The sequence below is a fragment of the Pseudomonas sp. NFACC39-1 genome (assembly GCF_900110355.1).
Taxonomy (GTDB): domain Bacteria; phylum Pseudomonadota; class Gammaproteobacteria; order Pseudomonadales; family Pseudomonadaceae; genus Aquipseudomonas; species Aquipseudomonas tehranensis.
In genome coordinates this window covers 437,708-462,879 of record NZ_FODL01000002.1, presented here as the reverse complement: position 1 = coordinate 462,879, position 25,172 = coordinate 437,708, and the positions used below count along the sequence as shown (strand labels likewise).

Below are 25,172 nucleotides of genomic sequence, written 5' to 3'. Positions count from 1 at the left end.
CGGATAGGTGGAAGATTGTGACAAGGCGCTGGGGGTGCCCTGTAGGAGCTGCCGGAGGTTGCGATCTTTTGATCTTTCGCTTGGGACTCAAGTGTCTGGGGGAAAGATCGCAGCCTCGTTGAACTCGACAGCGCCTACATTAAAGCCCCTGGAAAACGTCGCAGATCGAGCGTGAGGGGAAACTCGTCATCCACTGCCAGGTTGGGTATCGGAAGTTTCCCAGGTGTGTGCCCGAGACGGAAAAAACGCGCCATTCGCCGACTTTCAGCCTCGTTGGCATTCACCGGCAGGCTGTCGTAGTTGCGTCCGCCTGGATGGGCCACATGGTACTGGCAGCCACCCACTGAACGTTGCGTCCAGGTGTCGAGCAGATCGAAGACCAGCGGCGCGTGGACCGGGATGGTCGGTTGCAGGCAGTTGGCCGGTTGCCAGGCGCGAAAACGCACCCCGGCGACAAATTCGCCGACCCGCCCGGTGGCTTGAAGCGGCACCGGTATACCGTTGCAGGTCAGCAGATAGCGTTGCGGCGCCAGGCCGCTGAGCTTGACCTGCAAACGTTCAAGAGAAGAGTCCACATACCGCACGGTGCCACCCACCGCGCCCTCCTCCCCCAGCACATGCCAGGGTTCAAGGGCCTGGCGCAATTGCAGTTCGATGCCGCTGACCGCGTAATCGCCCACCTTGGGAAAACGAAACTCCAGGTGCGCTGCGAACCACTCGGCCCGCAGCGGGTAACCGGCGGCGTTCAATTCATTGATGACGTCGGCAAAATCCTGTTCGATAAAATGCGGCAACAGGAAGCGGTCATGCAACTCAGTCCCCCAGCGCGCCAGTTTCGCGGGCGCATAGGGCTCACGCCAGAACCGCGCCACCAGCGCCCGCAGCAATAGCTGCTGGGCCAGGCTCATACGGGCGTGGGGCGGCATTTCAAAAGCCCGCAGCTCCAACAGACCAAGACGCCCGGTGGCGCCGTCCGGCGAATAGAGTTTGTCGATGCAAAATTCGGCACGATGGGTGTTGCCGGTCACGTCGATCAACAGGTTGCGCAACAATCGATCAACCAGCCAGGGCGGACACTCTTCGCCAGCCTGCGGCATTTGTGCGAAAGCAATTTCCAGCTCATACAACGCATCGTTGCGCGCTTCGTCCACCCGCGGGGCCTGGGACGTCGGCCCGATGAACAAGCCGGAAAACAGGTAGGACAACGACGGGTGGTTATGCCAGTAGCTAATGAGACTGCGCAGCAGGTCAGGACGCCGTAGAAAGGGGGAGTCCGCCGGAGTCGCGCCCCCCAGTACGAAATGGTTACCACCACCGGTGCCGGTGTGCCGACCGTCGATCATGAATTTCTCGGTGGTCAGCCGGGTCTGTCGCGCCTCTTCGTAAAGAAACTCGGTGCGCTCCACCAGTTCATCCCAGGTCGCGGACGGCTGCACGTTCACCTCGATAACGCCCGGATCGGGGGTGATGCGAAAGTTACTCAGGCGCGGGTCGCTCGGTGGCTCATAGCCTTCCAACAGTACCGGGCAATGCAGCTCCTCGGCTGTCGCCTCGATGGCGCTGACCAGCTCCAGATAATCCTCGACCCGCTCCAGGGGCGGCATGAACAGGTACAAGCGCCCCTCGCGAGCCTCGGCACAAAACGCCGTGCGGGTCAGCCAGTCGGCGGATTCGTCAATCTGTGGGGCACGATCCTGCTCGGTTGCAGGCTCACCGTGACGGGCCAGGTGTTCGGCGTCGGGCAGCGCCGCCAGGTCCTGGTTCGGGTCGGTGGGATGAATGAAAGGGTATTCGGCCGCCGTCACCCATGGCTGGGAAGCCAATGGCAGGCGATAACCCAGGGGCGAATCCCCCGGTACCAACCGGCAGTGACTATCGCGCAGGTACCATCGACCGCTTTGCCATTGATCGCCCTTGGCGGTACGCGCCAGCGGCAGGACCTGCCCGATCACTTTGTCCAGGCCCTGACTGAAGACCTTGCGCAACCGTTCCCGCTCCAAAGCATCTTCCAGGCGTGGGTCCTGGGCCGTGACGTTCGATGGCAATGCACCTTCGCGCCAGAGGTAATAGAAATTGTCCTCGTAGGCTGGGAACACGAATCGCGCAGGAATTTTCAAACGCTCGGCAACGCTGGTCAGAAAGCGCCCGGCCATTTCGCCGTCAGCGCCGTAGTCCTGCTGCTCGTCGGCGATCAACGCGCTGTTGTGCCAGATCGGCACCCCGTCACGCCGCCAATAGCAGTTGAGCGACCAGCGCGGCAACTGCTCACCGGGGTACCACTTGCCCTGGCCAAAATGCACAAGCCCCTGGGGCGCATAATGCTTGCGCATGCGCTGGAACAGCTCGGCGGAGAGGCGACGTTTGTCCGGCCCCAGCGCCGCGGTGTTCCATTCGGCGCCGTCCGGGTCATCGATCGAGACAAAGGTCGGTTCGCCCCCCATGGTCAGGCGAACATCGCCTTCCAGCAGGTCGGCATCAATTTTCCGGCCCAACGCCTGAATCGCCAGCCACTGCTCTTCGGTGTAGGGCTTTGTGACCCGTGGCGCTTCCCAGATCCGCTCGACGGACATTTCGTGGCTGAATTCGCACTCGCACGGTTCCACCAAGCCACTGATGGGCGCCGCCGAGGACGGATCGGGACTACAGGCCAACGGGATATGCCCTTCACCAGCGAACAACCCGGACGTCGCATCCAGGCCGATCCAGCCGGCACCGGGCAGGTAGACCTCGCACCAGGCATGCAAGTCGGTGAAATCCACCTCGGTGCCGGACGGACCGTCGAGGCTTTTCACATCGGCGGTCAACTGGATCAGGTAGCCGGAAACGAACCGCGCGGCCAGGCCGAGGTTGCGCAACAACTGCACCAGCAACCAGGCCGAGTCGCGGCAGGAACCGGACGCATGCTCCAGGGTGTGCTCCGGGGTCTGGACGCCCGGCTCCATACGGATCAGGTAGTTGATGTCTTCGCTCAGGCGCTGGTTGAGCGCCACCAGGAAATCCACCGCCGGCAACGGCGTGCGGTCGATGCCGTCCAGATAGGCCTGGAATCTCGGCGTCAACGGCAGGGTTTCAAGGTAAGGCGCCAACTCCTTGCGCTCGTCGGCGGCATAGGTGAACGGGATTTTTTCCGCGTAGGGTTCCAGGAAAAAGTCGAACGGATTGAACACCGCCATTTCCGCCAGCAGATCGACTTCAATGCGCAGCTCCTGGGTTTTCTCGGGAAACACCAACCGCGCCAGGTAATTGCCCTGGGGATCCTGCTGCCAGTTGATGAAATGCTGATCGGGCGCGACCTTCAGCGCATAAGAAAGAATCCGCGTGCGGCTGTGGGCCGCCGGGCGCAGGCGAACGATCTGCGGACCGAGCTCGACAGCGCGGTCGTACCGGTAATGCGTGACATGGTGCAATGCGACGTGAATCGACACGACGTACCTCCTGCAAGCCTGGGCGTTATCGAAAGCGGCGCAAGACTTATGCCATGCAGGCAGGCCCGACACTTTCTTCGTCTACTCACGGCAGTAGAGCACTAAAAGCGCGCGATGCTCGCATTCGGGTGCAAAGGTAAGCACATAAATGTAGCAGCGGTGGTAGCGAATCGACTCAACGCCGTGAGCGGGAGGCCTTGGCGGCCTGGATGAAGCGTTCGCGTTGGCGGCGGACTTCTACCAGCTTGCTGCGCATTTCGCGGTGACGTTTGCTGTTGAGCAGTAGCAGCCCGAGCAATGGAAACAACAACCCAGTCACATAGGCGACGGGATGCGGCTTGTAGCCGTAGGTGGGGAGGACAGTGAAGAGACACGCCAGATAGAACACAACGATGGCACGAACACCCCATGACCGCCCCCTGATCATGACGAAATGACTCAACGCCAAGAGCAGAGAGAGGATCAGCGCAACCAGAAAAGAATATTTGGCCCGTTCAGGATCGCCTCGAAAGTAAGTACTGGAGACTAATGAAATTGAAGCGGAAACCGCGAAACAGGCTAGAAAAAAGGCGCAGATGAAGGTCGGGAAATAATGAGTAAGGAACGCCTTCAATGAATGTCTTCGATCCATCACTGAAACCCCGCGCATCAATTTGATCGGCTTTGCCGCTTGGTCTCACGCTTGATCCGCTGACGTTCGTGGCGAATTTCCAGAAGTCGAGCACGCATTTCGCGGTGACGCTTGCTATTGAGCAGCAACACACCAAACAAGGGCCAGAACAGCCCCTCGGCGTAAATAAACTTGTGCGGCTCATATTGGAAAGTCGGCAAAACGGTTAGCAAGCAAGCAGCAAATACGGCGACCATGACCCATGCGCACCAAGGTCGTCCTCGAACGATCAAATAGTTGCTGTGCACGATGACCATGGCGATGACAACGGTCGTCGCCCACCCGGTAGTCGCCCTGAGATCCACTGGGATAGATCTGAAATAAGTGCTCATCGCTAACGATACCGTTGCCGAGGCAGCGAAGCAGCCTGCAAAAATCACCCCCATGAAAACAATGAGGTAACGCGCCAGAAAACTACGAATAGTCTGGTTCTGCTTCACCGCTCCATCTCCTCATAAAGACCAACTGCAATAGTTTTTACATTGCCGGATAAGGCACTGCCGGTGAAGCCCAATGCAGCGCCTAAGGAGTCCTGTATCTGAGTAACGGTGCCATGCCGAAGCTGAGTCGGCGTGTAACGTTTGGGAAGCCCCCCGGCTAATTGCTTCAGCTTAATCATCCTGCGAGACATTTCCGGGTGTTTGATACTTAGCAGTTCTTGGGTCAGTTTTGCTCGCTCCTGGCGATTTAAGCCTTTCAAAACATCACGCAAGCTTTTTCCTGTAGTTGCTTTTGCTACAGTGACCAATCTGACGGTTGTGAGTGCACTAGCCCCTACACCCAGCAGTGAGGCTGCGTCCAATCCAATCATTACGCTCTGATACCAAGCTTCGCCATCAAGGTAGTCATTCATGGCTGGGTCGACTATTTCATTGCGAGCCCGGTAACCACTACCAACACACTGGACGGTACTTGCTGCCGCTGCGGTGTAAGCAATTGCAGACACCACTGTACTGGCTCCGGCACTGAACGGAATCAGCACGGTACCGCTTAGAACAACGGTCCAGCTGATAAATGCAGCAGCGCAGGCCAATCCGGTATTCACCGCCTCAGCTACCAATCGCGATTCACGAGGGTTGTCCTGCACCTGCTGGGCAAACTGAACCGGCGCAATGTACTTCTGCGCCTCGCGCAAGATGATCCGCTTGGGCTTGATACTGCAAATCGGCTTGAACTCGCGCAGGGTCACCACGTTGAATTCGGCATCGATGTACACCACGCCCGCGCCGACGATACTGGGATCGGCGTCGATGGCCGCAAACAGGCGCGGCAGGTTGATCTGGCTTTCGATGCGTTGGCGGGCCATGAACTGGGAGGGGCTGTAGTCCATGCCGATACCCGGTAACGGGGTGCTCATATGAATCGTCCTTGAAAATCCGAGGGTGAGAACTTTATTGCCTGTGTGGCCGTGAGTGCGGGCAAGCCGGGCTCTCCCAGGGCCAATACTGACACCTGTGGCGAGGGAGCTTGCTCCCGCTGGACGACGCCTGTAGGAGCTGTAGAGTGCAACGAGGCTGCGATCTCTCCCCTGGCAATTGAGCTTCATCCAGTGAAGATCAACAGATCGCAGCCTTCGGCAGCTCCTACAGACGCCGCCGAGCGGGAGCTTGCTCCCTCGCCACAAGAGCGGTGTTTGGCTTTATTGCACGAAACTGACGGGCATTGGCGGGCGCCACGATAGCAAACGAGTAGCACCGCCGCTAGAAAGCAAAACGCCAGCATCTAAGCTGGCGTTTTGCGATGTTGCACGACGATTAGCGCGGCACGACAGGCTTGCGTGCAGGCTTGGGCCCTTTGCCCTTGGCGGCGTCCTTGCGTTCCTTGGCGGCCTGCTGGTTGCGGGCGAATGCCGCAGCCTTGGCTTGCTCGCGCTTGTCCCATGGGTTGCCGCCGTCGCTGGCGCGCGGTGGCAGGCCGGTGTGCTGAGTCAGGATCTTGGTCGTTTCCTTGCCCACCTTGTGGCTGCCAGCCGGCGTCGAGTTTTTGCGCCGGGCGCTCTGGTAGCTGTCGGTGGCCGGCTGGTGCAACGGGATCAACTGGTTCTTTCCCGGCCCGATCAGGTCGGCGCGGCCCATGCGGGTCAGCGCTTCGCGCAGCATCGGCCAGCCCTTGGGGTCGTGATAACGCAGGAAGGCCTTGTGCAGGCGGCGCTGCTCCTCGCTCTTGACGATGGTCACCGCATCGCTCTTGTAGGTGACCTTGCGCAGCGGGTTCTTGCCCGAATGGTACATGGCCGTGGCGGTGGCCATCGGCGACGGATAGAACGCCTGCACCTGGTCGGCCCGGAAACCGTTGCCCTTGAGCCACAGCGCCAGGTTCATCATGTCTTCGTCGGTGGTGCCCGGGTGGGCGGCGATGAAGTACGGAATCAGGTACTGCTCTTTGCCGGCTTCCTTGGTGTACTTCTCGAACATCCGCTTGAATTTGTCATAGCTGCCGATGCCCGGTTTCATCATCTGGTTGAGCGGACCTTCCTCGGTATGTTCCGGGGCGATCTTCAGGTAACCACCCACGTGGTGGGTTACCAGTTCCTTGACGTATTCCGGCGACTCGACCGCCAGGTCGTAACGCAGGCCGGAGGCAATCAGGATCTTCTTCACCCCAGGCAAGGCCCGGGCGCTGCGGTACAACTGGATCAGCGAAGAATGGTCGGTATTCAGGTTCGGGCAGATGCCAGGGAACACACAGGACGGCTTGCGGCACGCGGATTCGATTTCCGGGCTCTTGCAGGCAATGCGGTACATGTTCGCGGTCGGGCCACCGAGGTCGGAAATGACGCCGGTGAAGCCCGGGACCTTGTCGCGGATCTCTTCAATCTCGCGAATGATCGATTCTTCAGAGCGGTTCTGAATGATCCGGCCTTCGTGCTCGGTGATCGAGCAGAAGGTGCAGCCGCCAAAGCAGCCACGCATGATGTTCACCGAGAAACGGATCATCTCGTAGGCCGGGATCTTTTCCTTGCCATACGCCGGGTGTGGTACACGGGCGTAAGGCATGCCAAACACGTAGTCCATTTCCTCGGTGGTCATCGGAATGGGCGGCGGATTGAACCAGACATCGACTTCACCATGCTTCTGCACCAGCGCACGGGCGTTGCCCGGGTTGGTTTCCAAGTGCAGCACGCGGTTGGCGTGAGCATAGAGCACCGCGTCGCCACGAACCTTTTCCACCGACGGCAGACGAATCACTGTCTTGTCGCGGGTCATGCGCGGGCTTGCCAGGATCTGTACGACCTTGGCTTCGCTCGGGTCCTCAACCGGCCCCTTCTCTTGCTCGATGGCGCAGGCCTGGGTGTCCTGGGTGTTCACGTACGGGTTGATGATCTTGTCGATCTTGCCCGGACGGTCAATGCGCGTGGAATCGACTTCGTACCAGCCTTGCGGGGTGTCGCGGCGGATGAAGGCCGTGCCGCGCACGTCGGTAATGTCTTCGATCTTATGGCCGTAAGACAGACGCTGGGCGACCTCGACAATCGCCCGCTCGGCGTTGCCGTAGAGCAGGATGTCGGCGCAGGCATCGATCAGGATCGAGTTGCGCACCCGGTCCTGCCAGTAATCGTAATGGGCGATGCGGCGCAGGGACGCTTCGATACCGCCGAGCACGATCGGCACATGCTTGTAGGCTTCCTTGCAGCGCTGGCTGTAGACCAGGCTCGCGCGGTCCGGCCGCTTGCCCGCCATGCCACCCGGGGTGTAAGCGTCATCGGAACGGATTTTCTTGTCGGCGGTGTAGCGGTTGATCATCGAGTCCATGTTGCCGGCCGCGACGCCAAAAAACAGGTTCGGCTCGCCGAGCTTCATGAAGTCGTCTTTGGACTGCCAGTTCGGCTGGGCAATGATCCCGACACGAAAGCCTTGGGCTTCCAGCAGCCGACCGATGATCGCCATGCCGAACGAAGGGTGATCGACGTAGGCATCACCGGTCACGATGATGATGTCGCACGAATCCCAGCCGAGCTGATCCATCTCCTCCCTGCTCATGGGCAGGAACGGCGCCGGGCCGAAACATTCGGCCCAGTACTTGGGATAGTCAAATAACGGCTTGGCTGCTTGCATGTCGATGACCGGTATAGAAGATGAAAAATCGCGGGCGCGAAATATAGCACAAAATTTGACCAATTCCGACGGTTATAGTCGGAAATTGGTCATTACAGCCCGTGCAGAGAAAGCGAGTTCTGTAGGAGCTGGCGAAGCCTGCGATCTTTTGATCTTTCGCTTTCGACTCAACTGGCAGTGGAAAGATCGCAGTCTCGCTGCACTCGCCAGCTCCTACAGGACATAGTCGAACGGGCTATTCATCGTCATCAAAATTGTAGCTACCCGGCGCCAGATTTTCGAAGCGTGTGTACTTGCCGATAAAGGCCAGGCGGATAAAGCCGATCGGGCCGTTCCGCTGCTTACCAATGATGATTTCGGCGATGCCCTTGTGTTCCGTCTCTGGGTGATACACCTCGTCACGGTAGACGAACATGATCACGTCGGCGTCCTGCTCGATCGCTCCGGATTCACGCAAGTCGGAGTTCACCGGGCGTTTGTTGGGGCGCTGTTCCAGGGAACGGTTCAACTGGGAGAGCGCCACCACCGGGCAGTTGAATTCCTTGGCCAGGGCCTTGAGGGAACGGGAGATTTCGGAAATCTCGTTGGTCCGGTTGTCGCCGCTGGATCCCGGGATCTGCATCAGTTGCAGGTAGTCGATCATGATCAGCGCGATATCACCGTGCTCACGCACCAGACGGCGGGTTCGGGCGCGCATTTCCGAGGGGCTGATACCGGCAGTATCGTCGATGAACAGCTTGCGGTCGTTGAGCAGGTTGACCGCCGAAGTCAGGCGCGGCCAGTCATCATCTTCCAGTTGGCCGGAACGGACCTTGGTCTGGTCGATACGCCCCAGAGAGGAGAGCATACGCATGATCAGCGATTCACCTGGCATCTCCAGGGAGTACACCAGAACGGCCTTGTCACTGCGCAATACGGCGTTTTCCACCAGGTTCATCGCAAAGGTGGTCTTACCCATGGACGGACGGCCGGCGACGATGATCAGGTCCGATGGCTGCAGGCCGCTGGTCTTCTCATCAAGGTCGGTGTAGCCGGTGGACAGACCGGTGATGGCGTTATCGGTGTTGAACAAGGTGTCGATGCGGTCGATGGCCTTGGTCAGCAAGTCGTTGACGCTGACCGGGCCGCCGGTTTTTGGCCGAGCCTCGGCGATCTGGAAGATTTGCCGTTCCGCTTCGTCGAGGATCTCGGCAGCGGTTCGGCCTTCCGGGTTGAAGGCGCTGTCAGCGATTTCGGTGCTGATACCGATCAATTGGCGCAAAGTCGCCCGTTCACGCACGATCTGGGCATAGGCCTTGATGTTGGCGACAGACGGCGTGTTTTTTGCCAGCTCACCCAGGTAACCGAGACCGCCTACCTGAGAAGTCTGACCTTCCTTGTCCAATTGCTCGGCGAGGGTCACCACGTCGATCGGCATGTTCTGATCGGCCAATCGTGCAATGGCACGGAAAATCAGGCGGTGGTCATGTCGGTAGAAATCGCCGTCGGATACTTGATCGAGCACGCGTTCCCAGGCGTTGTTGTCCAGCATCAGACCACCGAGCACCGCCTGTTCGGCCTCGATGGAGTGCGGAGGCACCTTCAGGGCAGCGGTTTGCAGATCGTATTGCTCGGGAGCGGTGATTTCGTTCATGGCCACTTGATTCTTTTGGAAACGCAGGGGGTTTTGAAAATCAGCAATTGCAGAAAGACAAAGGGCACGACCTGTAAACAGGATCGTGCCCGATGTTACCGACTAGTACCCGAGGGTGCCAGCCGACAGGTATTGCTTAAGCTGCTACCACGACAACGCGTACGGTGGCTTCAACTTCGGCGTGCAGGTGCACGGCTACGTCGAATTCGCCTACGTTGCGGATGGTGCCGTTCGGCAGACGAACTTCGCTCTTCGACACTTCAACACCAGAGGCGGTCAGTGCGTCAGCGATGTCGTGAGTACCGATCGAACCGAACAGCTTGCCTTCGTCGCCAGCGGTGGCAGTGATGGTCACTTCCAGCTCGGCCAGTTGGGCAGCACGGCTTTCAGCCGAGGTCTTACGGTCTGCTGCGGCTTTTTCCAGCTCAGCGCGACGCTCTTCGAACGCGGCCAGGTTGGCAGCGGTCGCAGCGGTGGCTTTGCCGTAAGGCAGCAGGTAGTTACGACCGTAACCGGCCTTAACGTTTACTTTGTCACCCAGGTTGCCCAGGTTGGTGACTTTTTCCAGAAGGATCAGTTGCATGTGAAAATCCTCTAACTTTTAACCTTCACCGTTCGCGTTGTCGGCGTCTTTCGGCGCCATACGACCGCGAAAATCAATCAGGCTGTCGACGATGGCCAGGACCACCAGCAACGGATAGATCAGCTGCATGAACAGCAACAACGTGACGTACAACCCCACCAGCCAGAACCTGGCCAGTCGCTTTTGCGCCACCAGCCCGTGAATCAGGGCCAGAGCAGCAAATACCAGCGGTACACTGCACAACGGCGTGAGCATGGCCATCTGCGGACCGAAGTTCGGTCCCAGAAGCATGCCCGCCAGCAGCAACATCGCCAGCCCAAGCGGGAAACGGATGGCGCGAAATTCGCGACCAAAACCACCCGGGTTGTACAACAACGCCTGCCAGTAGCGCCCGATAATCAGGCTCAGCACACTGACGATTTGTAACAAGGCCGCAATCAGGCCGGTCAGGACCGGTGCGATCAGGGACGCAAAACGCGCTTGCTCCTCTACCGACATCTGCTGGTAGAGATCACCGAGGGCCTCGGGCAGGATTTTTATCAAAGCCTGCGACAGCATCTCGATCTGGGGCGCGAAAGCCACCCCGAGCACCACTGAAAACACCACTCCCATCGCTATGCTGACCAGCAGCACGCGGTTCCAGGATTCGCTAGCGCGCAACACCAACGCCAGCGCCGAAGACCCCAGCAGCACCATCAGTGCCCGCGGGTCAGCGGAATACAGCCACCAGAGCAAAGCCGGCAGCAGTCCCAGAGCAAGTACGCCAAGGGCGTCCTTCAATCCGCGCCGCAGGAGTACAAGACTCACCGCGGCAGCACCCAACCAATACAACAACGGCAATGCCGCGCATCCAGCCACTACCAGAGTGGCCTGCATACGACCGCGCATGATGAACTCAGCTAAGGCGCGCATGCATTCAATCCTTTGCTACGTGTCGACTGCCCGGTCTCAGCGGCCGTGGCTGTCGGTGTAGGCCAGCAGGGCCAGGAAGCGGGCGCGCTTGATAGCGGTGGCCAGCTGACGCTGATAACGAGCTTTGGTACCGGTGATACGGCTTGGAACGATTTTGCCGGTCTCGGATACGTAGGCTTTCAGAGTGTTGAGATCTTTGTAATCGATCTCTTTCACGTCTTCAGCGGTGAAGCGGCAGAATTTACGACGACGGAAGAAACGTGCCATGTGATTGGCTCCTTAAAAGGTCCGTGGATTACTCGTCAGCGTTATCGCTGTTGTCGCTGTCGCTATCGCTGTCATCGCCATCGGCGCTGTCAGAGTGCTCAGGACGGTCGCGACGCTCACGGCGCTCACTGCGGTTTTCTTCAGCCTTGAGCATCTCGGATTGGCCGGTGACGGCTTCTTCGCGACGGATGACCAGGTTACGGATCACTGCATCGTTGTAGCGGAAGTTGTCTTCCAGCTCGGCCAGGGCCTTGCCGGTGCATTCAACGTTCAGCATCACGTAGTGAGCCTTGTGAACATTGTTGATTGCATAGGCCAGTTGACGACGGCCCCAATCTTCCAGACGGTGGATTTTGCCGCCGTCTTCTTCGATCAGCTTGGTGTAACGCTCAACCATGCCGCCGACTTGCTCGCTTTGATCCGGGTGGACCAAAAAGATGATTTCGTAATGACGCATGAATGCTCCTTACGGGTTGTAGCCTGCCGCTCAAAAACGGTCAGACAAGGAGTGAATGACACTTATGGACTTGTGGACGCTAGACACATAAGTGCCTGCCATCACAGCAAGGGGCGCAATTGTAGAGAAGGGCCGAGGGCGGCGCAAGGTGATTGGTGATTATTTGAACAACCACCGCTCTTACGAAGCTGAACAGCGTAGGAGCTGCCGAAGGCTGCGATCTTTTGCTCTTTCTTTCGCTCAAGACTCAAATAGCTTGGAAAGATCGCAGCCTCGTTGCACTCGTCAGCTCCTACAAGGGTATGTCAGGGCTTTTTGGCGGCTGCTTTCACGCCACGCTGGCGCTGGGCCTCGAACAGGCACACGCCGGTCGCGACCGAAACGTTGAGGCTGCTGACACTGCCGGCCATCGGCAGCTTGACCAGGTAGTCGCAGTGCTCGCGGGTCAGGCGGCGCATGCCCTTGCCTTCAGCACCCATGATCAGAATGGTCGGGCCCGTCAGGTCCTGGTCATAAATGCTGACCTCGGCCTCGCCCGCCGTGCCGACCACCCACAGACCGCGCTGCTGGAGTTTTTCCAGGGTACGCGCCAGGTTGGTCACGGCTACCAGCGGGATCACTTCCGCCGCGCCGCAGGCGACTTTACGCACCACCGGCGTCAACGTCGCCGACTTGTCTTTAGGCACGATCACCGCCAATGCACCGGCCGCATCGGCCGAACGCAGGCAAGCGCCAAGGTTGTGAGGATCGGTCACGCCGTCCAGCACCAGCAGCAGAGGTGCGCCTTCGGTGCGATCGAGCAACTCGTCGAGCATCGCCTCGCCCCAGACCTGGCTCGGGCTGACCTCGGCCACCACCCCCTGGTGCACACCTTCAACCCAGGCGTCCATTTCCCGCCGTTCGGCCTGGCCGACCGCTACGCGATTCTCGCCAGCCAGCTCGATCAGGGTCTGGACCCGCGGATCACTGCGGCCTTCCGCCAACCAGATCTGCTTGACTCGCTTGGGATGGTGACGCAGCAATGCTTCCACGGCATGCACGCCGTAGATTTTTTCCAACTGACTCATGACTTGGCCTTGGGTTTACGCGCCCCGCCGCTCTTGGCTGGGGCCGAGCCCGCTTTCGGCGGGCCTTTACGGTGTTTGCTCGGCTTGCCGGTCGCCTTGTCCGGCGCCGACCGTCCGGTCTTTCCCCCAGACGGCGCTTTACCGCCGCTCTTGGCTTCGGCCAGCAACGCCTGTTTCATCTCACGACTTTTGCGCAGCTCGGCGTTTTTCGCCGCCGCATCGCTCGGGCGATAGGCTTCAACGGCCTTTTCCTTGGCCGGGCCACGACGCCCGGATTTGGCCGCAGCAGGCTCGGCGGCGGTCTTGGCCGCAGGCGCAGAAGTTTCAGTGCCGCGCTTCTTGCGACCAATCGGCGCGCTGATGGTTTTTTCCGCCATCTCGAAGTCGATCTTGCGCTCGTCGAGATCAACGCGCATGACCCGCACTTCGACCGTATCGCCAAGACGGAAGCTGCGACCGGTACGCTCACCCGCCAAGCGGTGATGCACCGGGTCGAAGTGGTAGTAATCACCCGGCAGCGCGGTGACGTGCACCAGGCCTTCGACGTAGATGTCGGTCAGCTCGACGAACAGGCCAAAACCGGTCACGGCTGTGATCACGCCCGGGAACGACTCACCCACGCGATCTTTCATGAACTCGCACTTGAGCCAGTTCACTACGTCGCGAGTCGCTTCATCGGCACGGCGCTCGCTCATCGAGCATTGCTCGCCGAGTTGCTCCAGGGCCGCCTCGTCGTACGGATAGATGCGCGCCTTGGGAATGGTCATCGCACCGGCACGCTTGACGTGCGGGGTGTTCATCTTCGAGTGGATCACGCTGCGGATCGCCCGATGCGTGAGCAAGTCAGGGTAGCGACGGATCGGCGACGTGAAGTGGGTGTAGGCTTCGTAATTCAGGCCGAAGTGACCTTGGTTATCGGCGCTGTATACCGCCTGGCTCAACGAACGCAGCATCACGGTCTGGATCAGATGGAAATCCGGGCGATCCTTGATACCGGCCAGCAGGGCCTGGTAATCCTTGGGCGACGGACCATCCTTGCCTTTGTGCAAGGACAGGCCGAGCTCACCGAGGAAGGCGCGCAGTTTTTCCAGGCGTTCCGGCGGCGGGCCATCGTGGACCCGGTACAGCGCAGGAATCTCGTGCTTCTTCAGGAATTCAGCAGTGGCCACGTTGGCGGCCAGCATGCATTCCTCGATCAGCTTGTGGGCATCGTTGCGCACCGTCGGACGAATCTCGGCGATCTTGCGCTCGGAGCCGAAGATGATCCGGGTTTCCTGGGTTTCGAAATCGATCGCGCCACGCACGTGACGGGCGGCCAGCAGCACTTTGTAGAGCGAGTACAGCTCTTTGAGATGCGGCACGACATCGGTGTATTCGCCACGAAGCTTGCGCGACTCGGCAAGTTTCGGGGTTTCCAGCATCGCGCTGACCTTGTTGTAGGTCAGGCGGGCGTGAGAATGGATCACCGCCTCGTAAAAGCAATAATCGGTCATCTCGCCGGATTTGGAGATGGTCATCTCGCAAACCATGGCCAGGCGGTCAACGTGAGGATTGAGCGAGCACAAGCCGTTGGACAGTTGCTCTGGCAGCATCGGTACGACGCGCTCGGGGAAGTACACCGAGTTGCCGCGCACCTGGGCTTCGGCGTCCAGCGCCGAGCCGAGTTTCACGTAGCTGGAAACGTCGGCAATTGCCACGTACAACTTCCAGCCGCCGGAGAACAGGCGCAACTTGCCCGGCCGGGCTTCGCAGAAGACCGCATCGTCGAAATCCCGTGCGTCTTCGCCGTCGATGGTGACAAACGGCAAGTGGCGCAGGTCGATGCGTTTCTCTTTGTCTTTCTCTTCGACTTCAGGCTTGAGCTTGGCGGCTTCTTTGAGGACCGCTTCGGGCCAGACATGGGGAATGTCGTAGGTGCGCAAGGCAACATCGATTTCCATGCCCGGCGCCATGTAGTTACCGACCACTTCCACCACATCGCCCTGGGGCTGGAAGCGCGGGGTTGGCCAGTGGGTGATTTTCACCTCGACGAACTGACCGACCTTGGCGTTGGCATTGCGGCCCGGGGTGACCAGCACTTCCTGCTGGATCTTCGGGTTATCGGCGACGACAAAACCGATGCCGCCTTCTTCAAAGTAACGGCCGACAATGCTTTCGTGGGCACGGGACACCACTTCAACGATCACGCCTTCACGGCGGCCGCGGCGGTCCAGGCCGGAAACCCGGGCCAGGGCCCGGTCACCGTCGAACACCAGACGCATCTGCGCCGGGCTCATGAACAGATCGTCGCTGCCGTCGTCCGGGATCAGGAAGCCGAAACCGTCACGGTGACCGGCGATGCGGCCCAGGATCAGGTCCAGCTTGTCCACGGGCGCATAGGTGCCACGCCGGGTATAGATCAACTGCGCATCGCGCTCCATGGCGCGCAGACGGCGGCGCAGGGCTTCGAGCTGGTCTTCGGTGGTCAGACCGAACTCTTCGACCAGTTGCTCGCGGCTAGCAGGCGAACCCCGATCGGCGAGATGCGCCAGGATCAGTTCGCGGCTAGGAATAGGGTTTTCGTATTTTTCCGCTTCACGAGCGGCCTCGGGATCGAGGGACTGCCAATCGGCCATTAGAGAGTTTTCACCTTGTCTATATGCGGGTTAGTTTGGCATAGGCGTAATGAAACGGGAAATTTCAAGCGCCTGATGCCTTTTTCTGAAGTCTTTTGACCCCTTTTGAAGCCCGGAAATGCACCGCTCGTGAAATTTACCGGTTTTTTTCTCGGGAGGGGTTTACAGTTAAAAACACGCTCCGTATAGTGCGCGCCATCGACGACGCACACGCGCTGCCGATACTGCCCAGATGGTGAAATTGGTAGACACGCCAGCTTCAGGTGCTGGTGACCGCAAGGTCGTGGAAGTTCGAGTCTTCTTCTGGGCACCAATTTCGAGCGACAGATCAACGATCTGCCAGCTCCCCAAAAACCCGCGAAAGCGGGTTTTTGCATTTTCGGCCCCGGGAATCTGACTGGTAATTACTAAAACAAAAACAGGGGTTTACAGATCAAAACTCGCTCCGTATAGTGCGCCACATCGACAGCGGCAACGCTGAAGATGCTGCCCAGATGGTGAAATTGGTAGACACGCCAGCTTCAGGTGCTGGTGACCGCAAGGTCGTGGAAGTTCGAGTCTTCTTCTGGGCACCAATTCAAGCTTCAAGGTTACGGCCTTGAACTCACTTAAACCCGCGAAAGCGGGTTTTTGCGTTTCTGGGCACTTGGATTTATGGCTGGAGCCTTGGAACCGCTATCGCGAGCAGGCTCGCTCCCACAATGGATCGCAATGAACACAAATGCTGTGAACACCTCGAAACCCACTGTGGGAGCGAGCCTGCTCGCGATAAGGCAGACCAGTTACCCTATCAAGCCCTGAACTGCCCCAGGCTCGCCTTCAATTGCGCCGCCAGACTGTCGAGCACTTTGCCACTGGCCGTGGTCTCGACCACAGCCTGAGCCGCTTTCTCGGCCTGGGCATGAATGGTTTCCACCCGCCCACGCACCGCCTGCGCACCTTGCGCCTGGTGAGCCGCTGCCTGCGTGGCCAGACCGATGGCCGCATGCACCTGCTCTACAGAGGCCTGTACCGACTGCTGTAAGCGCGCGCTGTCACGCAACACTAACAACCCCTCGCTGGCCTGACGCCCAGCCTGGCCGATGGCGGCCACCGCCTCGCGAGCGCCCTGCTGCAGCGCGACGATATGAGCCTGGATGTCGCCGGTCGAACTCTGCGTCTTGCTTGCTAGCGCCCGCACCTCGTCGGCAACCACTGCGAACCCGCGCCCGGTTTCCCCGGCCCGCGCCGCTTCGATGGCCGCGTTCAAGGCCAGCAGGTTGGTTTGCTCGGCAATGCCGTGAATGACCGTGAGCACCACTTCGATCTGCTCGCTCTGTTGAGCCAGCCGCTCGATGACTTTCGCCCCGGTGTCGACCTGCCCGGCCAGCGCCTCAATCAAACCACCGACCTTGGCCGATGTACGGGTGTTTTCGTCGGTGGCCTTGCGAATCTCCACCACCTGCTGCAAGGCAGCCTGCATCGCCTGGCTTTCCGATTGCGCTTCGTCAGCCATTTGCGACAACGCTCGCAAGCTCTCGGCCACTTCATCACGCTGCATTCCGGCCGCCGCATCGGCGCCGGAATTACGCAAGGTCATTGCGCCGATCTCCACACCGGTGCGCTGGGCCACATCACCCGCCTCCCGCACGATGGGCTGCAACTTATCCACAAAACGATTGACCGCCGAGGCCATCTCGCCGATTTCGTCCTTGCTGCTGATTTGCACGCGCTTGGTCAGGTCGCCCTCACCCGCCGCCAGATCGTTCATCGCGGCAATCAACAACTTCAAACGATTGACCACTCGCCGCCCCAACACCACAGCCAGCAGCACCAGCACGCCAAACCCCACCAGCGCCAGCCCCAGGCCGATCCGCCAGCGCAAAGTGCCCGCAGCGTCCTGTACGGTGGTGGCGGTGTTGGCCTGCATTTGCGTCGCGGTGGACTGGGCCGACTCCAGACGCCCACGCATTGCCGTGGCACTGTCAGCTGCGGCCCCCTTGAGGCTATCGCCCACCAACTGGTCACCACTGGCAATCAAGGCCGAGAAGCGCTGGTCCAACGCCTTCAAGTCAGCCTCAACGGAGGCCGTGGAAACGCCCATCAACACCTTGCCGATCTCTACGCCGTTGGGGTTGATCGAGGCCTCAAGGTAATACACCGAAGGGTCGTTCTTGGCCGCGTCCAACACCTTGTCCAGCGCCCGATCGCCCTGGCCTTTCTCTAGCAAAGCCTTGTTGATCGGGTTCTCCCGATTCAGGTAACGAGTCAGGTGCTGGCCGGTGGCGTCGTCATAAATGACGAAGAGTACGTTGGGATTGCGCTGGGCCCGACGGGCAAACTCGGAGAGGGCCGGCACGTCGCTGTCCCACATGGCGCGGGGCGCGACCGAAGCCAGGAGTTGCGCCATATCATTGGCAGAATCCTTGAGCGATTTTTCCAGCGTCGCCCGCAACTGTGCCTGTTCATCCTTCAGCCGCGCAGACAAACCGGCGGTGAGGCGCTGACGAGTGCTGGTCGACAAGCTGTCCAGGCTCGACGTCACTTCACGCCCGGCCTGCTCCAGCTCACCAGACAACTTCTGACTGTCGCCGCCGAGCCGAGCCTCCAGATCAGCCTCCAGCGCCGTGACCGTGCTTCGCGTCAGCGCGACAGCGACCAGCACCTGCACCAAAAGGGCGACACCGAGGGTAACGAACACCGGCCGCAACAGGCGGCTTTGTAACAATGAGAGAACGGCCGACACAGGGAATCCCTCTACTAACGCCATTAATTTGATGGCACTTCACAAGAAGCGCTTATTATTCATGGTGTGTAGCAAGTGTCGTGCCGTCTGGCAGTCAGAAACGACAAAGGACCCGATGAGGGTCCTTTGCTTTTTACATCAACGACTTATCAGGCAAACGGGTGACGCAGAACGATGGTTTCGTTGCGATCCGGCCCCGTCGAAATAATGTCGATCGGCGCACCGACCAACTCTTCGACGCGCTTGATGTAGTTGCGAGCCGCCACTGGCAGCTCTTCCAGGGTCTTGGCGCCCACGGTCGACTCGGTCCAGCCTGGCATCTGCTCGTATACCGGCTCCAGGCCGATGTAGCTGTCAGCGTCAGTCGGTGCGTCGATGACCGCGCCGTCCTGATTCTTGTAGCCCACGCAGATGTTGATGGTTTCCAGGCCGTCCAGTACGTCCAGCTTGGTCAGGCACAGGCCCGAGATACTGTTGACGTCGATGGCGCGACGCAGGATGACGGCATCGAACCAGCCACAACGACGGGCACGGCCAGTGGTGGCGCCGAACTCATGGCCGCGCTTGGCCAGGAACGCACCGACGTCATCGAACAGCTCGGTCGGGAACGGACCCGAACCAACGCGAGTGGTGTAGGCCTTGGTGATACCCAGGATGTAGTCCAGGTACATCGGTCCAAAACCCGAACCGGTGGCGATACCGCCGGCAGTGGTGTTGGAACTGGTGACGTACGGATAGGTACCGTGGTCGATGTCCAGCAGCGAGCCTTGGGCGCCTTCGAACATGATGTCCTTGCCCGCGCGACGCAGCTCGTGCAGCTCGGCAGTGACGTCGAGCATCATCGGCTTGAGCAGCTCAGCGTACTCCATGCACTCATCCAGGGTTTTCTGGAAGTCGATGGCCGGCTCTTTGTAGTAATTGACCAGAACGAAGTTGTGGTAGTCCAGCAACTCGCCCAGCTTGGCGGCGAAGCGCTCACGGTGAAACAGGTCACCGATGCGCAGGCCGCGACGGGCCACCTTGTCTTCGTAGGCCGGACCGATGCCGCGACCGGTGGTGCCGATCTTCAGCTCGCCACGGGCCTTTTCGCGGGCCTGGTCCAGCGCAACGTGATAGGACAGGATCAGCGGGCAAGACGGGCTGATACGCAGGCGCTCGCGCACCGGTACGCCCTTCTCTTCCAGCTTGATGATTTCCCGCAACAAGGCGTCGGGGGCAACCACCACCCCGTTGCCGATCAGGCACTGCACGCCTTCGCGCAGCACGCCCGACGGAATCAGGTGCAGTACGGTTTTCTCACCGTCGATCACCAAGGTGTGACCTGCGTTGTGGCCACCCTGGTAGCGCACTACGGCGGCAGCATGTTCGGTCAGCAGATCAACGATCTTGCCTTTGCCCTCATCACCCCACTGGGTGCCCAGGACTACGACATTCTTACCCATAACACTTGTCCTCATTCGCGCAAACTTGGTGCCGGCCGCGGCCGGCAGGAAAACTCAAGAAGCCAGCGGCAATACTTGCCAAAGCCCGTTCTGCTGAATCAATTGCCGGTCGCAGTCCGCTTCACGGGCGGCGGCCAAAGGCTGCCCAGGCAAGGCCTGGACGACACGCTGACCCTCACTGCGCAACTGGCAGACCATCTGCCAGAGTGCTGCATCCGTACTGTCAGGCATCCAGATACCGCCAGACGGTAGCTCGACTTCAGCACGCCCCAGGGTCACCAGGGTTTTCAAATCGGTAGAGAAGCCGGTCGCCGGACGGGCACGACCGAAGTCGGCGCCAATATCATCGTATCGACCGCCCTGAGCGATGGACTGGCCAACTCCCGGCACGAACACCGCGAACACCACACCGGTGTGGTAGTGATAACCGCGCAGTTCACCCAGGTCGAAATACAGCGGCAGCTCGGGGAAACGCACCGACAGCCGCTCGGCAATCGCCAGCAAATCGTCCAGTGCCGCGAGCACAGGTGCCGGCGCATGGGCCAGCCGCTCGCGGGCAGCGGCCAGCACTTCGCGACCTCCGCAGAGGTCTACCAGCGCCCGCAACATGCCGGACAAATCGGCCGGCAGGCCTTCGGTCAGACTGATCACTTCATCGATGGCCTTGCGCTGCAAGGCATCGAACAACTGCTGCTCCACTTCGCCGGACAAACCGGCCGCACGCGCCAGGCCACGATAGATGCCAACGTGGCCCAGGTCCATGTGGACATCCGGTACGTCGGCCAGTTGCAACATGGCCAACATCAAGCTGATGACTTCCACGTCGCTGCTGGGGCTGGCGTCGCCATACAACTCGGCACCCAGCTGGATAGGGCTGCGCGAAGATGACAAGGCGCGCGGCTGGGCGTGCAGCACACTGCCGGCATAGCACAGACGGCTCGGACCTTCACGACGCAGGGTGTGGGCGTCGATACGAGCCACTTGCGGCGTGATGTCGGCACGAAAGCCCATCTGCCGACCCGACTGCGGGTCGATAACCTTGAAGGTGCGCAGATCCAGGTCCTGGCCCGCGCCGGTCAGCAGGGATTCCAGGTACTCGATATGCGGGGTAACGACGAATTCGTAACCCCAGCTCTGGAACAGATCCAACACCTGCCGACGCGCTACTTCAATACGCGCAGCTTCCGGTGGCAGTACTTCTTCGATGCCATCTGGCAGCAGCCAGCGGTCTACCGTTGCCATTACGCCATTCCCCTATGGTCCGGGCGGCCAGCCCTCGGGCAAGCCTTGAGTGAAGCAGAAAATGCCCGCCCCATGCGCAAACCCCGCGCATGAGCAACGTGACGAATGGCCTTTAATCGGCCTCGCCAAGCACTTTCCTCGAAAAACCTGTCGAGTCGTTCAACCCGACGCCTGCACCAAAAACCGCAATCGAACGTGCAGACGCAAAAAAGCCGGGAATTTCCCGGCTGCCGCATCATACACACGTTTTCCCAAAGGATCACCCCGCCCGACGCTTTAGCCGCCGGGCGGAGTGCTTCAGGTCAACGTCGCATCAAGGCTTGGATTTTTCCAGGTAGCGGAAAAAGTCACTGCTTGGGTCCAGGACCATGACGTCGGATTTGTTCGCAAAGCTTTCACGATAAGCGCGCAGGCTACGGTAGAACCCGTAGAACTCCTGATCCTGACCGTAGGCCTTGGAGTAGATCGCAGCGGCCTGGGCATCACCATCACCACGGACCTCTTCCGACTCACGATAGGCTTCAGCCAGCAGTACGCGACGCTGGCGATCAGCGTCAGCACGGATGCCTTCGGCCAGCTCGTTACCTTTGGCGCGGTGCTCGCGGGCTTCACGCTCGCGCTCGGTGCTCATCCGCTCGAACACACTGCGATTGACTTCCTTCGGCAGGTCGATGGCCTTGACCCGGACATCGACGACTTCGATACCCAGCTCTTTTTCTGCCATCGTATTCAGCGAACGGGTGATGTCAGCCATGAGCGCATCACGCTCACCGGACACGACTTCATGCAGCGTACGCTTACCGAACTGGTCACGCAGACCCGATTCCAGGCGACGAGACAGACGCTCGTCGGCGATCTGCTTGAGGCCTGATGTCGCGGTGTAGAAGCGCTCGGCATCTTTCACGCGCCACTTGGCATAGGCGTCCACCATCACGGCTTTCTTTTCCAGCGTCAGGAAACGCTGCGTCGGTGCATCCAGCGTCATCAGGCGGCCATCGAACTTGCGCACCTTGTTGACGTACGGCACTTTCACATGCAGCCCTGGCTGGACATCAGCCTGGACCACGCGACCGAATTGCAGCAACACCGCGCGCTCGGTCTGAGCCACGATGTAGAAGCAGTTCCAGGCAGCGATCGCCACGACGACACCGACAATAAGGGCGATCAGCGATTTATTGCTCATCAGCGACTCTCCCTGGTACGTGCTTGCTGTTGCTGCAGTTCCACCGCGCGGGCATTGCCTTCATTGCTGACGGCTGCCGCGCCGGTCGACGGCGTACTGGTGCTGCGACCGCTCTCGACCATCTTGTCCAGCGGCAAGTACAGCAGATTGCTCTGGCCGTTCTTGTTGCCGGTCACGAGGACCTTGCTGGTGTTGCTGAAGACTTCCTGCATGGTGTCCAGATACAGACGCTCGCGGGTGACTTCAGGCGCCTTGCGATACTCGGCCACCAGTTTGGTGAAGCGGTCCGCCTCACCCTTGGCGCGGGAGACCACTTCGTCGCGGTAGCCGTTGGCGTCTTCAATGATGCGCTGGGCCTGACCACGGGCTTCCGGCACGACACCGTTGGCATAGGTCTCGGCCTGGTTGCGCGAACGCTGCTCGTCTTCACGGGCACGGATCACGTCATCGAAGGCTTCCTGGACTTCACGCGGTGCCGCTGCGCTCTGAACGTTGACCTGGGTAACGGTGATACCGGTGCGATAGGTATCGAGGAACCTTTGCAGGCGCTCCTTGATTTCGCTGGCCATCAACTCACGACCTTCAGTCAGCACCTGGTCCATGGCGGTAGAGCCCACCACATGACGCAAGGCACTTTCAGTGGCGTGCTGCAGGCTGATTTCCGGCTGGTCGACGTTCAGTACGAAGTCTTGCAGATTGGAGATCTTGTATTGCACGGTCAGCGGCACTTCGACGATGTTCTCGTCTTCGGTCAGCATCTGGCCCTGCTTGGTGTAGGCACGCTCACGCGTGACGTTCTCCATGAACTTCTTGTCGATTGGCGGGAAATAGATGTTCAGACCCGGACCGACAGTCTCGTAGTACTTGCCGAAGCGCAGCACCACGGCCTGCTCCTGCTCGTCCACGACATAAACCGCGCTGTACAGCCAGACAGCCGCGAGCACGACGAGACCAATGCCGAGCAGGCCATAACCGCCACCCTTGCCCGAACGGCCACCACCATCGTCACCGCGTTTCTTACCACCACCGAACAAACCGTTCAGGCTTTCCTGCAGCTTTCGGAAGGCCTCGTCGAGATCCGGCGGCCCCTTGCGGTCGCCGTTGTTACGACGTTTTCCACCCCAGGGATCCTGATTATTCGAGTTGCCACCCGGCTCATTCCAAGCCATAGCGCTCTCCATCTGATAAAGCAAAGACGCACCCACGGCGCGCCGACCAATGCTACAGAATGCCTGACACAGCTTTCTCAGGCTTTTATTGCAAAGTGTGTTGCTCGATGAATTCCATCGGCTGCAGCCCTTCGCGACTGACCAGTCGATTGAGCTCCGTCCGAGGCAGGCGAACCGCCAGCAGGCAGATGCCTTCTTCGTCGTGTTCTTCTTTCTGCACCGCTCCGAGCTCAAAGAACTGGGCCCGCAGCCGGGCGAAACGTTGCGGCAACTTCAGCGTGCCAACAAACAGGTCGTTGCCCAGCAGCTCCGCCACGGCCTGCTTGAGCAGGTCGAGGCCGGAGCCGTCGCGGGCCGATAACCAGACCCGCTGCGGCTTGCCATCGGCATCGCGCTGGATCTGCGGCTCCACGCCTTCGAGCAAATCGAGTTTGTTGTATACCTCGAGGATCGGCAAGTCCTGGGCTCCGATCTCGCCCAGCACCACCATGACCTGCTCGATCTGCAGCATCCGGTCCGGCTCGGCGGCATCGATCACGTGCAGCAGCAGGTCGGAGTTGCTCGACTCTTCGAGCGTAGCCCGGAAAGCCTCGACCAGCTTATGCGGCAGGTGCCGAATGAAGCCCACGGTATCGGCCAGTACGATCGGCCCGAGGTCGTCCAAGTCGAGCCGGCGCAGGGTCGGATCGAGCGTGGCGAACAGCTGGTCGGCGGCGTAGACATCGGACTGGGTCACGTTATTGAACAGCGTCGATTTGCCGGCGTTGGTATAACCCACCAATGAAACCGTCGGGATATCAGCACGCTTGCGGCCACGCCGGGATTGCTCGCGCTGGCTGCGGACCTTTTCCAGACGCCCCTTGATCTGGCGCAGGCGAACCCGCAGCAGGCGCCGGTCGGTTTCCAGCTGGGTCTCACCCGGACCGCGCAGACCGATACCACCCTTCTGCCGCTCAAGGTGGGTCCAGCCACGAACCAGTCGCGTACTCATGTGCTCAAGCTGGGCCAGTTCGACCTGGAGCTTGCCTTCATGGGTACGGGCGCGCTGGGCGAAGATATCGAGAATCAACCCCGTCCGGTCGATCACGCGGCACTCGAACACACGCTCGAGGTTACGCTCCTGACTGGGCGTGAGGATGTGATTGAAAATCACCAGGTCGACCTGCTCGGTTTTGACCAGGTCGCGCAATTCCTCGACCTTGCCGCTACCTATCAGGTATTTGGCGGTTGGCCGATGACGCGGCACGTTAAAAAACGCGACGGTCTCGGCGCCGGCCGAAAGTGCCAATTCCTGAAACTCCTGCGGATCTTCGCGCGCCTCAGGGTCTTGTCCATCCAAGTGAACGAGAATGGCCCGCTCACCCCCACCGTGGCGCTCAAAGAACAAAGGAGACTCCTATCAAGCGTTACCCGGTTCAGCGTCACCGGCTTCGGATTCGGTTGCGCTAGGCAGACGAATCGCACGCACAGGCACGACTGTCGAGATCGCGTGCTTGTAGACCATCTGGCTGACGGTGTTTTTCAAAAGGATGACGAACTGGTCGAAAGACTCGATATGGCCTTGCAGTTTGATCCCGTTGACCAGATAGATGGACACCCCAACTTTCTCTTTACGTAAAGTGTTCAAGTAAGGGTCTTGTAGCGAATGCCCTTTTGACATGTGCCGCACTCCTTTAAGGATCAATAATTAAAATCGGAATCAGATGGCTTGGGCCGTCACACCCCCA

General features: G+C 59.9%; 19 protein-coding genes and 2 tRNA genes. 2 read left to right on the top strand and 19 right to left on the bottom strand.

What is annotated here, in order from left to right; genetic code table 11:
• Positions 1–134: 134 nt before the first annotated feature.
• The 12 genes from BMY45_RS06365 to rnr all read right to left on the bottom strand — a co-directional run bounded on the left by BMY45_RS06365 (position 135) and on the right by rnr (position 15,684).
• Positions 135–3,425, bottom strand: coding sequence for a transglutaminase family protein (locus BMY45_RS06365; protein WP_092395770.1), 3,291 nt, complete (start codon positions 3,423–3,425; stop codon positions 135–137).
• A 175-nt stretch (positions 3,426–3,600) separates the two neighbouring features.
• The gene (locus tag BMY45_RS06360) at positions 3,601–4,038 is read right to left on the bottom strand and encodes a hypothetical protein (RefSeq protein WP_256573625.1); all 438 of its coding nucleotides are present in this window, start codon (positions 4,036–4,038) and stop codon (positions 3,601–3,603) included.
• A 35-nt stretch (positions 4,039–4,073) separates the two neighbouring features.
• Positions 4,074–4,535 (bottom strand): hypothetical protein, encoded by a 462-nt coding sequence (locus BMY45_RS06355; protein WP_092395768.1) that lies wholly within the window; start codon positions 4,533–4,535, stop codon positions 4,074–4,076.
• Positions 4,532–5,452 carry an Ssp4 family T6SS effector gene (locus BMY45_RS06350; RefSeq protein ID WP_092395766.1) on the bottom strand — a complete coding sequence of 307 codons (921 nt, stop codon included), beginning with the start codon at positions 5,450–5,452 and terminating at the stop codon, positions 4,532–4,534. The genes BMY45_RS06355 and BMY45_RS06350 overlap by 4 nt, the downstream gene beginning before the upstream one ends.
• A 397-nt stretch (positions 5,453–5,849) precedes the next feature.
• Complete coding sequence (locus tag BMY45_RS06345; RefSeq protein WP_092395764.1) at positions 5,850–8,150, bottom strand: YgiQ family radical SAM protein; 2,301 nt, start codon at positions 8,148–8,150, stop codon at positions 5,850–5,852.
• A 235-nt stretch (positions 8,151–8,385) separates the two neighbouring features.
• Positions 8,386–9,783 carry a replicative DNA helicase gene (gene dnaB, locus BMY45_RS06340; protein ID WP_027911801.1) on the bottom strand — a complete coding sequence of 466 codons (1,398 nt, stop codon included), beginning with the start codon at positions 9,781–9,783 and terminating at the stop codon, positions 8,386–8,388.
• 136 nt (positions 9,784–9,919) lie between these two features.
• Positions 9,920–10,366, bottom strand: a complete 447-nt coding sequence (gene rplI / locus BMY45_RS06335; protein WP_047227319.1) for a 50S ribosomal protein L9 — start codon at positions 10,364–10,366, stop codon at positions 9,920–9,922.
• A gap of 18 nt (positions 10,367–10,384) precedes the next feature.
• Positions 10,385–11,278: a YybS family protein gene (locus tag BMY45_RS06330; protein WP_047227318.1), complete on the bottom strand. Its 894-nt coding sequence runs from the start codon at positions 11,276–11,278 to the stop codon at positions 10,385–10,387.
• A gap of 36 nt (positions 11,279–11,314) precedes the next feature.
• On the bottom strand, positions 11,315–11,545 hold the full coding sequence (gene rpsR, locus BMY45_RS06325) for a 30S ribosomal protein S18 (RefSeq protein ID WP_002551829.1): 231 nt from the start codon (positions 11,543–11,545) through the stop codon (positions 11,315–11,317).
• Between the two features lie 28 nt (positions 11,546–11,573).
• Positions 11,574–12,002, bottom strand: coding sequence for a 30S ribosomal protein S6 (rpsF, locus tag BMY45_RS06320; RefSeq protein ID WP_003186395.1), 429 nt, complete (start codon positions 12,000–12,002; stop codon positions 11,574–11,576).
• 305 nt (positions 12,003–12,307) lie between these two features.
• Positions 12,308–13,069 (bottom strand): 23S rRNA (guanosine(2251)-2'-O)-methyltransferase RlmB, encoded by a 762-nt coding sequence (gene rlmB, locus BMY45_RS06315; RefSeq protein WP_092395762.1) that lies wholly within the window; start codon positions 13,067–13,069, stop codon positions 12,308–12,310.
• Complete coding sequence (rnr, locus tag BMY45_RS06310; RefSeq protein WP_092395760.1) at positions 13,066–15,684, bottom strand: ribonuclease R; 2,619 nt, start codon at positions 15,682–15,684, stop codon at positions 13,066–13,068. Before rnr ends, rlmB begins: the two co-directional genes overlap by 4 nt.
• A gap of 226 nt (positions 15,685–15,910) precedes the next feature.
• Between rnr and BMY45_RS06305 the strand changes: the two genes are divergently transcribed.
• Together BMY45_RS06305 and BMY45_RS06300 are read left to right on the top strand one after the other, a co-directional pair.
• Positions 15,911–15,997: transfer RNA gene (locus BMY45_RS06305), tRNA-Leu, on the top strand.
• Between the two features lie 175 nt (positions 15,998–16,172).
• Positions 16,173–16,259 (top strand) — tRNA-Leu (locus tag BMY45_RS06300).
• A 215-nt stretch (positions 16,260–16,474) separates the two neighbouring features.
• Here the strand turns inward: BMY45_RS06300 and BMY45_RS06295 are convergent.
• From BMY45_RS06295 to hfq, 7 genes are all read right to left on the bottom strand, one after another.
• A complete protein-coding gene (locus tag BMY45_RS06295) occupies positions 16,475–18,409 on the bottom strand; it encodes a methyl-accepting chemotaxis protein (RefSeq protein ID WP_092395758.1) in 1,935 nt (644 codons plus the stop codon).
• A gap of 149 nt (positions 18,410–18,558) precedes the next feature.
• The gene (locus BMY45_RS06290) at positions 18,559–19,851 is read right to left on the bottom strand and encodes an adenylosuccinate synthase (protein WP_003186407.1); all 1,293 of its coding nucleotides are present in this window, start codon (positions 19,849–19,851) and stop codon (positions 18,559–18,561) included.
• 54 nt (positions 19,852–19,905) lie between these two features.
• Entirely contained in the window at positions 19,906–21,093 is a 1,188-nt protein-coding gene (locus BMY45_RS06285; protein ID WP_092395756.1) for an ATP phosphoribosyltransferase regulatory subunit, read from the bottom strand.
• Positions 21,094–21,406: 313 nt separating this feature from the next.
• Positions 21,407–22,276, bottom strand: a complete 870-nt coding sequence (gene hflC, locus BMY45_RS06280; RefSeq protein WP_092395754.1) for a protease modulator HflC — start codon at positions 22,274–22,276, stop codon at positions 21,407–21,409.
• Positions 22,276–23,445, bottom strand: a complete 1,170-nt coding sequence (gene hflK / locus BMY45_RS06275) for an FtsH protease activity modulator HflK (protein ID WP_092395752.1) — start codon at positions 23,443–23,445, stop codon at positions 22,276–22,278. Before hflK ends, hflC begins: the two co-directional genes overlap by 1 nt.
• 85 nt (positions 23,446–23,530) lie before the next feature.
• A complete protein-coding gene (gene hflX, locus BMY45_RS06270; protein ID WP_092395750.1) occupies positions 23,531–24,832 on the bottom strand; it encodes a ribosome rescue GTPase HflX in 1,302 nt (433 codons plus the stop codon).
• A gap of 12 nt (positions 24,833–24,844) precedes the next feature.
• Positions 24,845–25,105, bottom strand: coding sequence for an RNA chaperone Hfq (hfq, locus tag BMY45_RS06265; protein WP_047227310.1), 261 nt, complete (start codon positions 25,103–25,105; stop codon positions 24,845–24,847).
• Positions 25,106–25,172 lie beyond the last annotated feature (67 nt).